At 68.1% G+C, this 14137-nt stretch carries 12 protein-coding genes; 7 read left to right on the forward strand and 5 right to left on the reverse strand.

Features of this window, described 5'->3' with window-relative positions:
- The first annotated feature begins 90 nt into the window (after nucleotides 1-90).
- The 6 genes from JOY29_RS12500 to JOY29_RS12525 all read left to right on the forward strand — a co-directional run bounded on the left by JOY29_RS12500 (nucleotide 91) and on the right by JOY29_RS12525 (nucleotide 7988).
- Nucleotides 91-843, forward strand: coding sequence for an inositol monophosphatase family protein (locus JOY29_RS12500; RefSeq protein ID WP_300973866.1), 753 nt, complete (start codon nucleotides 91-93; stop codon nucleotides 841-843).
- Between the two features lie 104 nt (nucleotides 844-947).
- Nucleotides 948-2039, forward strand: a complete 1092-nt coding sequence (locus JOY29_RS12505) for an ABC transporter ATP-binding protein (protein WP_300973867.1) — start codon at nucleotides 948-950, stop codon at nucleotides 2037-2039.
- Entirely contained in the window at nucleotides 2036-2923 is an 888-nt protein-coding gene (locus JOY29_RS12510; protein ID WP_300973868.1) for a carbohydrate ABC transporter permease, read from the forward strand. Before JOY29_RS12505 ends, JOY29_RS12510 begins: the two co-directional genes overlap by 4 nt.
- Nucleotides 2913-3755 carry a carbohydrate ABC transporter permease gene (locus JOY29_RS12515; RefSeq protein WP_300973869.1) on the forward strand — a complete coding sequence of 281 codons (843 nt, stop codon included), beginning with the start codon at nucleotides 2913-2915 and terminating at the stop codon, nucleotides 3753-3755. The genes JOY29_RS12510 and JOY29_RS12515 overlap by 11 nt, the downstream gene beginning before the upstream one ends.
- Nucleotides 3752-5059, forward strand: coding sequence for an ABC transporter substrate-binding protein (locus JOY29_RS12520; protein WP_300973870.1), 1308 nt, complete (start codon nucleotides 3752-3754; stop codon nucleotides 5057-5059). Before JOY29_RS12515 ends, JOY29_RS12520 begins: the two co-directional genes overlap by 4 nt.
- A gap of 142 nt (nucleotides 5060-5201) precedes the next feature.
- Nucleotides 5202-7988 carry a TonB-dependent receptor gene (locus tag JOY29_RS12525; RefSeq protein WP_300973871.1) on the forward strand — a complete coding sequence of 929 codons (2787 nt, stop codon included), beginning with the start codon at nucleotides 5202-5204 and terminating at the stop codon, nucleotides 7986-7988.
- Between the two features lie 66 nt (nucleotides 7989-8054).
- Here the strand turns inward: JOY29_RS12525 and JOY29_RS12530 are convergent, their stop codons facing one another.
- Nucleotides 8055-9086 carry a glycoside hydrolase family 43 protein gene (locus JOY29_RS12530; protein ID WP_300973872.1) on the reverse strand — a complete coding sequence of 344 codons (1032 nt, stop codon included), beginning with the start codon at nucleotides 9084-9086 and terminating at the stop codon, nucleotides 8055-8057.
- 32 nt (nucleotides 9087-9118) lie between these two features.
- Nucleotides 9119-10471, reverse strand: a complete 1353-nt coding sequence (locus JOY29_RS12535; protein WP_300973873.1) for a glycoside hydrolase family 43 protein — start codon at nucleotides 10469-10471, stop codon at nucleotides 9119-9121.
- Nucleotides 10472-10557: 86 nt separating this feature from the next.
- On the opposite strand from JOY29_RS12535, the gene JOY29_RS12540 reads away from it, so the two are divergent.
- Nucleotides 10558-11598, forward strand: coding sequence for a glycoside hydrolase family 43 protein (locus tag JOY29_RS12540; protein ID WP_300973874.1), 1041 nt, complete (start codon nucleotides 10558-10560; stop codon nucleotides 11596-11598).
- A 31-nt stretch (nucleotides 11599-11629) separates the two neighbouring features.
- On the opposite strand, the gene JOY29_RS12545 is transcribed toward JOY29_RS12540, so the two are convergent.
- The 3 genes from JOY29_RS12545 to JOY29_RS12555 are packed head-to-tail and all read right to left on the reverse strand — an operon-like array spanning nucleotide 11630 to nucleotide 14077.
- A complete protein-coding gene (locus JOY29_RS12545) occupies nucleotides 11630-12559 on the reverse strand; it encodes a Gfo/Idh/MocA family oxidoreductase (protein WP_300973875.1) in 930 nt (309 codons plus the stop codon).
- Nucleotides 12556-13185, reverse strand: coding sequence for a 2-dehydro-3-deoxy-6-phosphogalactonate aldolase (locus JOY29_RS12550; RefSeq protein WP_300973876.1), 630 nt, complete (start codon nucleotides 13183-13185; stop codon nucleotides 12556-12558). Before JOY29_RS12550 ends, JOY29_RS12545 begins: the two co-directional genes overlap by 4 nt.
- Nucleotide 13186: 1 nt before the next feature.
- Complete coding sequence (locus JOY29_RS12555) at nucleotides 13187-14077, reverse strand: 2-dehydro-3-deoxygalactonokinase (protein ID WP_300973877.1); 891 nt, start codon at nucleotides 14075-14077, stop codon at nucleotides 13187-13189.
- Nucleotides 14078-14137 lie beyond the last annotated feature (60 nt).

Genomic DNA, 14137 nt, shown 5'->3' on the forward strand with positions numbered 1-14137 from the left:
TGTTGGCACCGTGCGGCCGGCCGGGCGAGGTGTCGGCCCTCATGCGCGAAGTGGATTGCTTCGTCGCTGCGCACCTCGCAATGACGGGACATGGAGCTGACGACCTTTCTTCGCCACCTGTCCGCCACTGCCCGTTCGGTCACCCTCGGTGCACCGGTGCCGGACGCCGACAACAAGGCGGGGGCGGGCGCCTATGATCCGGTCACCGAGATCGACCGGGCGGCCGAGCGGGCGCTCCGGACGGCGATCGAGGAAGCGTTTCCGCAGGACGGGATCGAGGGCGAGGAATATGGGCTGGTCCGGGCGGAGGCGCCGCGGCGCTGGCTGCTAGATCCGGTCGACGGCACGCGCGCGCTCATCTGCGGGCTGCCGAGCTGGACGACCCTGGTCGCGCTGGTCGAGGAGGGCGAGCCGACCGCCGGCTTCATCGATGCCCCGGCGCTCGGCGAACTGATGATCGGGCTTCCGGGCGCGACGATGCTCAACGACAGGCCCGTGCGCGTGTCGGGCTGCGCGACGCTGGCCGACGCGCGCCTGTCGTCGACCGATCCCTATCTCTTCGCCGGCGCCGAGGCCGCGGCATTCGACCGGGTGCGCCGGGCCGTGCGGCTGACGCGCTTCGGCTATGACGCGCTCGCCTATGCACGGCTTGCCGCCGGCCACCTCGACCTCGTCGTCGAGAGCGGATTGCACCGCCACGACTGGGCGGCGCTTGTCCCCGTGGTGCGCGGCGCGGGCGGCATCATCGGCGACTGGGAGGGCGGCAGCGACTTCTCGCAAGGGCGCATCGTCGCCGCGGCCTCGACCGCGCTCTACGAACAAGCGGTCGCGCAACTGCGATAATCGCGGCGTTTCGCAAGCCCCGGTTCCGGCCGGCGTTCCACGGGAGCGCCGGGCGCAGGCAAGTTGCTGTTGCCGTGCGCCGATCCCCCGCTAAGCTGCCGGACGTGCCAGGTCTTCAGCTTCGCGGCGTATCCAAGTCATTCAAGGGGACGCATGTCCTCGATGCGGTCGACCTCGACGTCGCGCCGCGCGAGTTCATCGCCTTCCTCGGACCATCGGGATCGGGCAAGACCACGCTGCTGCGCATCATCGCGGGGCTGGAGACGGCCGACGCGGGCGAAGTGATCCTCGAGGACCGACGCATCGAAAATCTGGCGCCGGGCGACCGCGACGTCGCCATGGTCTTCCAGTCCTACGCCCTCTATCCGCACATGAGCGTGCGGGAGAATATGGCGTTCGGGCTCCGCAACGCGAAGGTGCCGCAGGGCGAGATCGATGCGCTAATCGCGGACGCAGCCCGGGTGCTGGAGATCGAGCCGTTGCTCGACCGCAAGCCGGCGCAGTTGTCGGGCGGCCAGCGTCAGCGGGTCGCGATCGGGCGGGCGATCGTCAAGAAGCCCAAGCTGTTCCTGCTCGACGAGCCGCTCTCCAACCTGGACGCGGCGCTGCGCCTGCGTACCCGGGTCGAGCTGGCCCAGTTGCGCAGCCGGGTGGATGCGGGCGTCATCATGGTCACGCACGACCAGGCCGAGGCGATGACGCTGGCCGACCGCATCGTCGTGTTCAACGACCGGCGCATCCAGCAGGTGGCGGCGCCGATGGACATCTACCTGCGGCCGGCGAACAGGTTCGTGGCGCAGTTCGTCGGCTCGCCGGCGATGACCATCCTGCCTGCACGCCTTGCCGATGGCGGGGAGCATGCGGCGGTAACGCTGGGCGACGGCTCGCGCATCGAGACAAGGGTGCCGCGCGCCGACCTGCCGAACAGCGGCACGCTCGAAATCGGGCTTCGGCCCGAGCATGTGCGGGTGGCGCAGGGAGGTGCCGGATCGCTTGCCGCGGAGGTCGTGCTGGTCGAGCGGCTGGGCGAACGAAGCCTCGTCTATGCCAAGCTGTCGGACGGGGCCGAGATCACCGCCGAAGACGCCGGGACGAGCAGCCTCAAGGCCGGTGACCGGGTCAGCCTCGAAGTGGACGGCGCGTCGGCCCATCTGTTCGGGCCCGACGGCACCGGATACCACCGGGCAGCGGCGTGAGCGCGGGAGCAGGAACCCGCCGCGACCCCGGCTACGCCTTCATCGCGCCCTTCCTCCTCGTCTATTGCCTGGTGCTGATCATGCCGGCGTTGCATGGCATCTGGCTATCGATGTACGTCGTCGATATCTGGGGCGACGGGCGGTTCGCGGGGCTTGCCAATTACGGCCGGCTGTTCGCCGATCCGGTGTTCGCACAGAGCCTGGTCAACACCCTCGTCGTGACTTTGATGGTGGTTCCGATCCTCACCGCCATCGCCCTCGCGCTGGCCCTCGCACTCAACCGGGCGGGCCGCGGCGCGGCGGTGCTGCGGGGGATCTTCTTCAGCTCGGCCGTGCTGTCGGTGACCATCGTCACCCTGATCTGGCGCTTCATCCTCGCGCCCGACGCCGGGCTGCTGGGCGAGGCGGCGCAGGCAATCGGGGCGGAGCCGCTGCCGTTCCTGTCCTCGCCGGGCCTGGCGCTGTGGGCGCTCGCCATCACCACCATATGGTGGTCGATCGGGCTTCCGATGCTGCTGTTCCTCGCCGGTCTGCAGCAGATACCGGGCGACCTCTACGAAGCCGCCGCGCTCGACCGGGCGAGCCGCTGGCGGACCTTCACCTCCATCACCGTCCCGGCGCTGAAGCGCACGACCATCCTCGTCGTCATGCTGCAGACGGCGGCGCAGCTGCAATTGTTCGGCCAGTCGCAACTGCTCACCGCCGGCGGCCCGAGCGGGGCGTCGCGGACGGTTGTGCTGTTCATGAACGAGACCGCCTTCGGCCGCTGGGAACTGGGCTATGCGCAGGCGGCCGCGGAAGTTCTGTTCGTGATCATCCTGGCGGTGACGCTTACCCAATATTGGCTGACCGGCCGGGCCGGAGAGGGCGAGCATGGCCGCTGACGCTGTCGCCGCAAGGACCCGCCTGCCGCTTGCCGCCGCAATCCTGCTGGCGATCGGCGCGGCGATCATGCTGACACCCCTGCTGTGGACGCTGGCGCTGAGCTTCAAGGCCAATTCGGCGCTGATCGGCAACAGCGGTGCGGCGCTGGGCCCGCCGTGGACGCTGGAGAATTACGGCGCCATCCTCGGCAACGGCCAGACCATGCGCTGGCTGCTCAACAGCATGATCGTCTCCGCCGGCACCACGGTCGGCGTGCTGATCCTGACCAGCCTCGCCGGCTATGGCTTCGCGCGGCTGGAGTTTGCCGGAAGGCGTTTCCTGTTCCTGTTCGTGCTGATGGGCCTTGCCATCCCCGGGCAGGCGGTGATCCTGTCGCAGCACCAATTGTTCGCCTGGGCCAACCTCCACAACAGCTATCCGGGGCTGATCCTGCCGGGGCTGACGACCAGCTTCGGGGTCTTCTTCATGACCCAGTACATGCGGGCGATCCCGCGCGAACTGGACGAGGCGGCGCTGCTCGACGGGGCGAGCCACTGGCGCATCTTCACCCGCGTCATCCTGCCGCTGACGGTGCCGGCGCAGTCGACGCTGGCGGTGTTCACCTTCCTCGGGTCCTGGAACGATTACTGGTGGCCGCTGATCAGCGTGACCCGCAGCGAGATGTACACGCTGACCGTCGGGCTGGCGGCGGCGCAGATGAACTATGCGCAGACGAGCGGCCTTGGCTATCTGATGGCGCAGGCGATGTTCGCCAGCCTTCCCATCTTCATCGTCTACCTCATCTTCCAGAAGCAGATCATCGCGGCGATGGCCGGGACGGCGCTGAAGTGAGGCGGCGGGTGGCGCTCGCCGCGGCGCTGATGCTCGGCAGCTGTTCCGCCGACGAGCGGGGACAGGGGCTCTACATCCAGCGCTTCTTCGGCGAATGCACCAGCGACTATGGCACGGCGACCGATGTCGCGAGGGCCGAGGGCGAGTGCGGGATCGTCACGACGATGATCAACGCCTTCCGCGAGGCGCATCCGGACGCGCGGGTCAGCCAGAATGTGATCGCCTGGCCGGGCTACAGCCAGCTGACGGCGCAGCTCGCCGCACGCCAGCCGCCGGACCTCGTCACCATGCACACCGGGGTCATTCCCGATTATGCCGGCAAGGGGCTGCTGGAGCCGGTCGAGCCCTATCTGGCGGCGGCGGGGCTGGCGCCCGGCATCTTCACGCCGGCGGCGCGGCAGGGGGTGACCTGGCAGGGCCGGATGTACGGGATGCCGTGGGACACGCATGGCGGGCTGTGGCACATCAACATGGACCTGTTCCGCAAGGCGGGGCTGGTCGGGGCGGACGGCAAGCCGATCCTTCCGCGCAGCCCCGAGGAGCTGCTCGCCCAGGGGCGGCAGTTCCGCGAGCGGACCGGCAAGCCCTATCTGATCCAGAGCCTGGTCGGCGATCCGGCGGGCGCGGCGCGGATCCTCTATACCTACATGATGGCGCAGGGGGCGCCGATCTTCCCCGATCCCAAGCGCATCGAGCTGAACACGCCCGAAGGCCGCCGCGTCGCCGAGCTGTTCCGGCAGGTCACCCGCGAGGGCATCGGCACCAGCAACATGGACACGCCCGCCGCGATCGCCGCCTTCATGAGCGGCGAAGGCGGGGTCTATCCGACCGGGACCTGGATGATCGGCCAGTTCGAGACGGAGGAGAAGACCGCCGGCCGTCCGCTTTACCGCAGCTATTCGGTCCAGCCGTTTCCGCAGCTCTATGCCAAGAACCTGATGTTCGTGTCCGGGCACGCCTGGGTGGTGCCGAAGCGCGAGCGGACGGCGGCGGAGAAGAAGGCGTTGGTCGACTATTTCCGCTTCATGGCGGCGCGCAACGGCGACTGGGCGCGGACCGGGCACCTGCCGGCGGTGCAGGCGATGGTCGACGGCCCCGCTTTCCGCTCGCTCCCGCACCGCAGCGACATCGCCATCGTCGCCACCATCGGGCGGGCGCTTCCGGACGGGGTGCTTCGGCAGAATGCGGTGGAAGGCCTGGTCGGCGAGGAGATGGCCGCGGCCATCACCGGCCAGAAACCCGTGCCCCAGGCGCTCTCGGACGCGGAGCGGCGCGTCAACGAGTTCATGGCCGAAGTGCAATAGTCGCTTTTCAGCCACAGTCCGATTTCGTTAGCTAACCGAAGTCATGTCGCATCATTGTAGGTGCAGGCGCAGCCAGTGTAGCATGAACGTAACAGGGGCGCGCGGGAACAGCCCAGCGCCACAGGAGGCCTGGGAGAATCATATGCGCATTCGGACAATCGCCCTTTGCACTGCGAGCTTTACGACGCTCGCTTTCGCAGCGCCGGCCGCGGCACAGCAGCAGACCCCGGTGGACCCGACGGTCGAGGCGCAGACCAACCCGGCCGAGGATGCCGGCTCGCCGCAGACCGACGATGCGGTGGCGGAAGACGGCGAGGCGATCGTCGTCACCGGCCTTCGCCGCTCGCTGAGCTCGGCCCGCAACATCAAGCGCAACAGCGAGCAGCAGGTTGACGCGATCGTCGCCGAGGACATCGGCAAGCTGCCCGACATCGCCGTGTCCGAGACTGCCGCGCGCATTCCCGGCCTGCAGGTGATCCGCCGCGCCGGCGAAGCCGACACCGTGCTGGTCCGCGGCCTTCCGGATTTCGCCACCACCTACAACGGCCGCGAGATCTTCACGGCCGAAACCCGCGTCGTCGCGCTGCAGGATTTCCCGAGCGCCAACATCGCCGCGCTGGAGGTGTTCAAGACGTCGACCGCCGAACTGGTCGAGGCCGGTCTCGCCGGCGAGGTCAACGTCCGTTCGCGGCGTCCGTTCGATTTCTCGGGCCTCGAGATCGCCGGCTCGGCCTGGGCGCTCTACACCAAGCAGGCGGGCAAGTGGGCACCCAACGTCAACCTGCTCGCATCCAACCGCTGGGCGCTGAAGGACGGCGGTGAGTTCGGCCTGCTGCTCAACTACAGCCGCACCGAGCTGACCTATCTCGACAGCGAGCCGTCCAACACCGACTTCATCGCGCCGGGCGCGGGCGGCACGCGTTTCCCCGACATCCAGCGCCTCTATTATCGCAGCGGCAACCGCGTCCGCCCGAGCATCAACGGCGCGCTGCAGTGGAAGATCACCCCGGACGTCCAGATCTACCTCGAAGGCCTGTGGCAGGGCTTCCGCAACGAGGTCAGCGATCGCCTGTGGGAGCAGCCGCTGTACGGCGGCACGCTCAGCAACGTGCAGGTCCGTCCGGGCACCGACCTCATCTCCAGCGGGACGGTGACCAACCCTGGCGGCAACATCTTCAGCTTCCAGGGCGGCACCTACAACACCACCGACACCTACCAGTTCGCCGGTGGCGGCAGCATCGACCTCGGCCGCCTCAAGCTGTCGACCGACATCGCCCGCACCAAGTCGACCTTCCGCGGATCGACCGAGAGCCTCGACCTGGTCTTCCGTCCGAACGGCACGTTCGTGGTCGACTTCAACAATGAAGTGCCGGAGTTCAGCTATCCGGTCCTGACCGGCCGCGCCGACCGCAGCCGCTACATCTTCCAGGGCCTTTACGAGGAAAGCCAGAAGTCGAGCGGCGACGACTGGCAGCTTCGCCTCGACGCCGATTACGAGAGCGGCATTTCGTTCCTGCCGCGATTCCAGGCCGGCGTGCGCTACACCGACCGCAATGCCTTCCGCCGCTTCGGCAGCCGTTATGCCTTTCTCCTGCCGCTCAACATCGGCATCGGTTCGGTGCCGGTCGAATATGAGTTCAATCGCGCGGGTTTCCGCGGCACGAACGTTCAGAACGGCTTCGGCAGCTGGCTGACCCCGACCTACGACAGCATTCGCGACAATCTCGAAGAGCTGCGCCAGTTCGTGATCAATCGCTGCCCGAGCATCCTTCCGACCGATCCGGGCAACGGCTGCCAGAACTTCACGCTCGGGACGGTCGCTGCCAATCCGCGCTCCATCTACAATGCGGACGAGAAGACGCTGGCCGGCTACGTGCAGGCCCATTACGCCATCGGTGACAGCATCGACGGCGTTATCGGCCTGCGCGCGGTCCGCACGGAGAGCAACGTCGCTGGCACAAGCAACGTCGCTGGCGTGTTCCGCCCGGTCGACGTCGGCAACAAATACACCGACTGGCTGCCAAACGCCTCGCTGCGCTGGAGGGCGATGGACGGGCTGCAGCTCCGCCTGTCGGCGACCCAGACCCGCACCAAGCCGACCTTCGCCGACCTCAACCCGTCGTCCGACGTCGGTGCGCCTTCCGGTCAGTGCAACGCGCAGGGGCAGTCGACCACGGCCGATCCGTTCGCCTGCATCCGCACTGGCGGCGGCGGCAATCCGTTCCTGGAGCCCTTCACCTCGAACAACTACGACGCCAGCCTCGAATATTATTTCGGGCGGACCGGCCTGATCGCCGGCGCGGTGTTCCGGCGTGACCTCAAGGGCTTTTTCCAGAACCAGACCATCCGCTACATCGATCCGAACCTCGGTGCCCTGTCGGTGACTGCGCCGGTCAACACCAATTCGGGTCGCATCGACGGCGCGGAAGTCCAGTTCTCGAGCTTCTTCGACTTCGGCTTCCTTCCGGCCTTCCTGCGCAACTTCGGCGCTCAGGCGAACCTCACCTACCTCGACACCGAGGTGACAGATCCGAACCCGATCATCGGCGACCGCCAGATCACCGGCGTCTCCAAGTGGACCTACAACCTCGTCGGAATGTACGAGGGCGGCGGGTTCGCGGCGCGCGTCAGCTACAACAAGCGGGGCCGTTTCCTCGGCTTCATCGACGTGCGCGACGGTGCCAATCCGAACAGCTTCTTCGGCGACTATTACTATCAGTATGGCAAGCCGGCCGGTCGCCTCGACCTGTCGACCAGCTACACGTTCAACGACAAGGTCTCGATCTTCGCCGATTGGACCAACATCCTCGGCAACGCCTACAAGGAGTATCTCAGCTCGGCCCGCAATGGCGCGGCCCGGTCGGACTACATCCGGTTCCAGCGCTTCGAGGAGACCACCTTCAGCTTCGGCGTCCGCGCCCGGCTGTAAAGCTTCCGGGCTGACCGAGCGGAAGGGGCTCGCCGCACTGCGCGGCGGGCCCCTTTCCTTTGGCGCCTAGCCCCGCTCGGCCATACCCTTCTCGACCCGCAGGCTCGGCGCGATGGCGGGGGCGCCATTCTCCCAGCCGAACGGCGCGACGTAGAGGAAGCGCTTGTTGTCGGACTTGCGGCAGCCGCGGGTGGTGGCCCAGCCGTGGAAGCTGATGAAGGTGCCGCCATTGGCGCGGAAGATCGACTGGTGGCCCGGGCCGGACAGGCAGCCAGCCTTGCCGGGGTCCGAGTAGCTGTACAGGATCGGCTTCGGCCCGGCGTCCCTGCATGGCCCGAGCGGTCCCTCGCAGCGCGCCCAGTTCATCGCATAGGGGCTGAGGCGCTGGTCGGGGTTCCAGCCGTAATAGCCGCCCGAATAGATCATGGCATAGCCTTCGGGGACGCGGATCATGGTCGGCGCCTCGATCACCTTCTGCTCCCATTCGTCCTCGTCGGTGAGGCCGATGTCCTTGGGCGCGCCGGCGAGCTTCATCCCGTCGGGCGTGAGCTCCGCGCCCCACAGGCGGCTGCGCTTGCCGATGCGGTTCCCGTCGGCCTTCCAGTAGAGGTACAGCTTGCCACCTGCGTCGCGGAAGGGATTGGCGTCAATCGAGCCGCCGAGGTCGAACTGGCAGACCATCGGTTCGGCGCTGTTGTCGACGAAGGGGCCGCGCGGACTCTGGCTGACCGCGACGCCGACGCACTGCTTGTCCTCCTTGCGGTGATTGGCGGTGTAGTAGAGCAGGTAATTGGCGCCGACCTTCATCACCTCGGGCGCCCAGGTGAAGCCTTGTTTCACCCATGGGGCGAGGGTCGGCATGGCATCGGCGCGCTTGCCGGACGAATCCTTCACCGGCGTCCAGTTCACCAGGTCGCTGCTGACCGCCATCGGCACGTTCTGACCGTCGTTGGTGGCATAGGCGATGAAGCTGCCATTGCCTTCCGGCATGACGAAGGCGTCGGGGAAATTTTCGCGCAGCACCGGTTCGAACACCGGTTCCGCGGCCGACGCGGCAGAGGAAACGAGCAACAGACCCAGCAGAATGGAACCCTTCACCGCCGCAAACTCCCTTTCATCCCGGCCCGGGATCAGGGAACGAGGCGTACCTCGTCGCCGCTGAACGCAAGCCCGATCGTCATCAAAGCACGGAAGACGTTATAGCCACCGGTGCCCGGATGATAGGCATGGAAGAAGAGGCGCGGTTCTCCGCCGGTGCCGACCGATACCGAGGCATGGCCCGGCGCGGACCAGTCGGGGTGGGAGCGGAGCAGCGGCTCGGCGCACTTGCGATAGGGGCCGGTAATGCGGTCGGCGACCGCATAGCCGATGCCGTAGCTGGGCGAGGTGAAGTCGTTGCCCGCGTAGAAGAGGAAGTAGCGGCCCTCCTGGCGGGTCAGATAGGGCCCTTCGATGAGATGGCCTTCCCAGTCGAGGTCGTTGGCCAGCACCAGGTGCCGTTCGCCGACCAGGCCACGGCCGTCGGCGGAGAGCTGCTGGGCGTAGATGGGGGTCGCCATATTCTCGACCACGTGGCCGGCGACCCCGCTCTCCTCGAGTGCGGTCTTGACCTTGCGCCAATTGGCGAGCGCCGCGCGGATCAGCGGCTGCATGAGGAAAAAGCGCTCCATCGGGCGGCGCGTGTTGGCGAAGGGCTGGACGGCGGCGCAGAAGGCGGCGGTGCGACGGTCCTGCTCGCTGTCGAACAGCACGGGGATCAGCTGCGGATTTTCGCGCAGCAGCCCGGCAAGCGGGCGCGGCCAGTGGCTGTTGCTGTCCTTCTTCCACAGCAGCCAGGGCGTCCCGTCCGCATCGACATGGACGTGGCTGTCGATCACGGTACCGGTCAGCAGGGGCGCGCCATTGTCGGTCCACGGGCCGCCCGGATGCGCCGAGCGCGCAAGGCCGATGGAAAGGGTGCGGTCCGCGGCGCGCGCGGTGTAGCTCAGCCAATATTCGCCGCCGACGCAGGCGATCTCGGGCGCCCAGAAGTCGCCGACCTTCTGTCCGGCGGCAGTCCAGCCGGGCGTCTGGCCTTCCTCGAAGACGAAGCCCTTCGGCTCCCAAATTTCAAGGTCGGGCGAATGGAGGATGGGAAAGGCGTCCGGCGCGTCGTTGGAGGTCGCGACCAGCCACCAGCCGTCGTCGGCCTTCATCACCGCCGGATCGCCATAGCCCGACAGGATCCGGGGAGAAAGGTTGCCGGTGATGAGCGGCTTCCATGGCGGCGCGGGATAGTCCTCGATCGGGTCGGTCTGGTGCGGCCGGCGGGTACCGAAGTCGCGGTGCAGCTCGTCGTACAGGGCCTCGAAGGCATCGGGCTCGGGCCCCTCGACGCGATAGGAGCGAACTCCGCTCCCGTCGCTTGGTGCTACGCTGAGGTGAAAGCCTTCGCCTTCTTCCTGCGCTTCGACCACGAAGGTCATGAGAGGTGCCTCTGCCATGGCGGGGGAAGTTAGGGCCCTGGTCCGGGCAGACAAGGCAGAAGGGGCGCTTTCTTCCGTCGGCGCGCGGCACTAGGCGCTGCCGCATGCGTATTCATGGCCTTGCCGCGCTGTTCCTTGCGCTGTCCGCCTGCGCCACCCTGCCGCAGGGGCGGAGCTACCAGAATCCGGTAATCGACCAGGACTTCCCCGACCCGGCGGTGATCCGCGACTTAGACGGGGCCTTCTACGTCTATGCGACGCAGGGAGGCGATCCGATCCGCAACATCCAGGTGGCGCGGTCGGAGGACCTCGTGTCCTGGTCCGCCGTCGGCGACGCGCTTCCGGTCAAGCCCTCCTGGGCGAGCCGGACGCAGGATTTCTGGGCCCCCGACGTCTATCGGCGCGGCGACACCTACTATCTTTATTATTCGGCCAAGCCGGACGCCGCGCTGGCCGACGACAAGCGTGGGCTGTGCCTTGCCGTGGCAAGCGCGAAGAGCCCGCAAGGGCCGTTCACCGACAAGGGCGCGCCGCTGCTGTGCGGAGAGGGGTTCGTCAACATCGATCCCTACGCCTTCGACGATCCGGCGACGGGCAGGACCTTCCTCTACTGGGGATCGGGCTTCGGGCCGATCAAGGTCCAGGAGCTTGGGCAAGACCGGATGAGCTTTGCGGCGGGCTCCAGGCCGATCGACCTGGTGCCGGTGATCAGGACCGAGGACACGGCCGAGTATCGCCGGCTGGTCGAAGGCGCCTGGGTGATCCTCCGCGACGGCTGGTATTATCTCTTCTTCTCGGGCGACAATTGCTGCGGGCCCAAGGCGCATTACGCCACCATGGTCGCGCGCAGCCGGTCGGCGACCGGCCCGTTCGAGGTGCGCGAGCGGCCGCTCTACCTGGTGCTGGAAGCGAACGAGCGCTGGGTCGCGCCGGGGCACAACAGCGTGGTCAGGGACGACGCCGGCACCGACTGGATCCTCTACCATGGAGTCGACGTGCGGCGCCCGCGGTCGAAGGCGACCGACGACGTCAACACGCGGCGGGTGATGCTGATGGACCGGCTGGAATGGAAGGACGGCTGGCCGGAGATCGCGGGCAAGAGCCCGACCAGCGGCGTGCAGCGGGGGCCGGTCGTCCGCAGGTGAGTTCCCCTCCCGCAGGCGGGAAGGGAGAAGTTCAGACCGTCACCGCCTCCACCATCTCGCGCCGGCCGACGAGCAGGCAGTCCGCCACCAGCCGCAGCGGTTCGGCGTCGACCAGGCTGGCGCGGCGGTCGATGAGGTCGGCGAAGGTGGCATAGAGGTCGGGATACTCGCCCACCTGCTCGCCCGGTACTTCCTCGCCGTCGAGGAACAGCCGGGCGCCGCCGTCGGTGAGCTTGAGCCGCGCGCCATCGCCCGTCTCGATCAGGATCGTCCACTCCTCGCCGTCAGTCTTGCGCCAGTCGAGGCTGGCGGTGAGCGGGCCGTCTCCTGCGGGGCTGGTGAAGCCGATCTCGGCCGCGATCGGCGTATGGGCATTGTCCGGCACGAACAGGGTCGCCTCGCGCACGAACAGCGGCGCAGGCAGGATGGCGGTGGCGACCGAGAAGGCATTGATGCCCGGATCGAACACGCCGAAGCCGCCCGGTTCGAACACCCATTGCTGGCCTGGGTGCCACTTGTGGACGTCCTCGTGCCAGGTGATCGTCATCGTGGCGATGCGGGCGCCGGCGAGCAGCTTCTTCGCCGCGGCGACCCCGGCATTGTGCTGCGCGTGCCAGCTGGTGAAGAGGGTTGTGCCCTTCGCATCCGCCAGCCGGCGAAGCTCCTCCACCTCGCCGAGCGTCGCGCAGGGCGGCTTTTCCAGCAGCAGGTGGAGGCCCGCGTCGATGCAGGTGCGGGCGATGTCGAAGCGCGGCCCCGGCGGGGTGGTGATCGCCGCGGCCTCGAGGTCCGTCACGCCGGCGAGCAGCGCCTCGGTGTCGGTGAAGTTGGGCTGCGGCCCCTTGCCCTGGCGGCTGACGCTGCCCGCCAGTTCGAAGCGCGGATTGCCGGCGATGGCGGGGACATGCTGGTCCTCGGCGATCTTGCCATAGCCGATGATGGCGGTCCGGATCGGCCTCACTTGGCCAGGCCCGCGACATAGGCCTTGGCGCGCTCGTGCACCTCGTCGGCGGCGCGGCCGGGGGCATAGAGGCCGGAGCCGAGGCCGAAGCCGTTGGCGCCCGCTTCCAGCCAGGGGCGCATGTTGTCGGGCTGGATTCCACCGACGGCGAGGATGGGTACGTCTTTCGGAAGCACCGCGCGCTGCGCCTTCAACACCGCCGGAGTAGCGCCCTCGGCCGGGAACAGCTTCAGCGCCTGCGCGCCGGCGTTGAGCGCGACGAAGGCCTCGCTCGGCGTGAAATAGCCAGGGGCGGCGACCATGCCGGCACCGACCGCCGCGCCGATCACCTGCGCGTCGGTGTTGGGCGCGACGACCAGCCGCCCGCCCGCATCCTTGACCCGGGCGACGCTCAGCGCGTCGAGCACCGTGCCGGCGCCGACCAGCGCCCGTCCGTCGAGCGCGGCCGCGAGCCGGTTGATGCTTTCGAACGGGTGCGGGCTGTTCAGCGGCACCTCGATGATGCGAATGCCGGCGGTGACCATCGCCTCGCCGACCGCGACCACCTCGTCCGGGGTGACGCCGCGGATGATCGCCACCAGTGGGCAATCGGCGAGGTAGCGGGTGAAATCTTCTTCGGCGCTCATCTTACAGTCGCTCCACGATGGCATTGGTCCCGGCGAGGAAAGCCGCTTCCCCGTCCACTTCGCGATTGTCGCGGCCGAGCTGGGTGAGGGCGGTGGCGTAAAGGCGGGTGAGGGCGCCGCGGCCCATGACCACCACCTCGCCGCCGGGCATGCCCTTGGTCCCGGTGCGCAGGTCGGCCCCGATCAGCAGCCCGCTGACGAAGCTCGATACCTCGTCCTCCGCCAGGCTCCCGAGCAGCACCCGGGCGCGGACAGTGAACAGGTCGGCGGTCAGCGCCCGACCCTCGAGCCCGCGCGCTACGCCCTCGGCAAAGGCCTCGCCCGGATGCGCCTCGCGGTCGAGCCAGGCCTTGATCAGGCTTTGCGCCTTCAGGATGGAGAACATCTCGCCCGTCATGACGGTGCGGAAGCGGGTCAGCCGCCCGCCCTCCATCAGCGCCCACTTGTTGTGGGTGCCCGGGTGGCAGATGAGCGCGTCGGCGTCGCACAGGCCGGCATGGACGGCGCCGAAGAATTGCGTCTCTTCGCCGCGGATGACATCGCCGCGCTGGCCGTCGACAAAGGAGGCGCCGGGCACGATCCACGCCCGCTCGCCCGGCACTTCGACGAGAGAGCGACTTAGCGTCTCGAGGTCGAGCGGGCAGGGGAGGTAAGGGGCCGGCACCCAGCCGCCGCGCGCACCGACCATGCCGGCCATGAGCAGCGGCAGGTCGCCCAGCCGCTCGCGGATTGCCGCCACCTCGTCCGGGAAGCCGCCCGGGGGCACGCTGGTGAAACCGAGGTCGTCGGCGAACTCCTCCGCCACGCGCCCGCCCTCGACCCGCCAGGCGCGCCGGTTGGTCGTGCCCCAGTCGACCGCGATGTATCCTTGTCTCCACATCCCCACGCTCATGCCAAGAAAAGCGACGAAGCGCGACATGGGTCCTAGGCTTGTGCGTCCAAGGCGTTATTT

It is taken from the genome of Sphingomonas sp. LHG3406-1, assembly GCF_029637485.1.
Taxonomy (GTDB): domain Bacteria; phylum Pseudomonadota; class Alphaproteobacteria; order Sphingomonadales; family Sphingomonadaceae; genus Sphingomicrobium.

What these genes read in the sequence shown, in the direction of transcription:
- JOY29_RS12550 (WP_300973876.1), bottom strand. Translation starts at nt 13,185, where the DNA reads ATGAGCGCCGAAGAAGATTTCACCCGCTACCTCGCCGATTGCCCACTG.
- JOY29_RS12525 (WP_300973871.1), top strand. Translation starts at nt 5,202, where the DNA reads ATGCGCATTCGGACAATCGCCCTTTGCACTGCGAGCTTTACGACGCTC.
- JOY29_RS12500 (WP_300973866.1), top strand. Translation starts at nt 91, where the DNA reads ATGGAGCTGACGACCTTTCTTCGCCACCTGTCCGCCACTGCCCGTTCG.
- JOY29_RS12535 (WP_300973873.1), bottom strand. Translation starts at nt 10,471, where the DNA reads ATGGCAGAGGCACCTCTCATGACCTTCGTGGTCGAAGCGCAGGAAGAA.
- JOY29_RS12540 (WP_300973874.1), top strand. Translation starts at nt 10,558, where the DNA reads ATGCGTATTCATGGCCTTGCCGCGCTGTTCCTTGCGCTGTCCGCCTGC.
- JOY29_RS12515 (WP_300973869.1), top strand. Translation starts at nt 2,913, where the DNA reads ATGGCCGCTGACGCTGTCGCCGCAAGGACCCGCCTGCCGCTTGCCGCC.
- JOY29_RS12555 (WP_300973877.1), bottom strand. Translation starts at nt 14,077, where the DNA reads ATGAGCGTGGGGATGTGGAGACAAGGATACATCGCGGTCGACTGGGGC.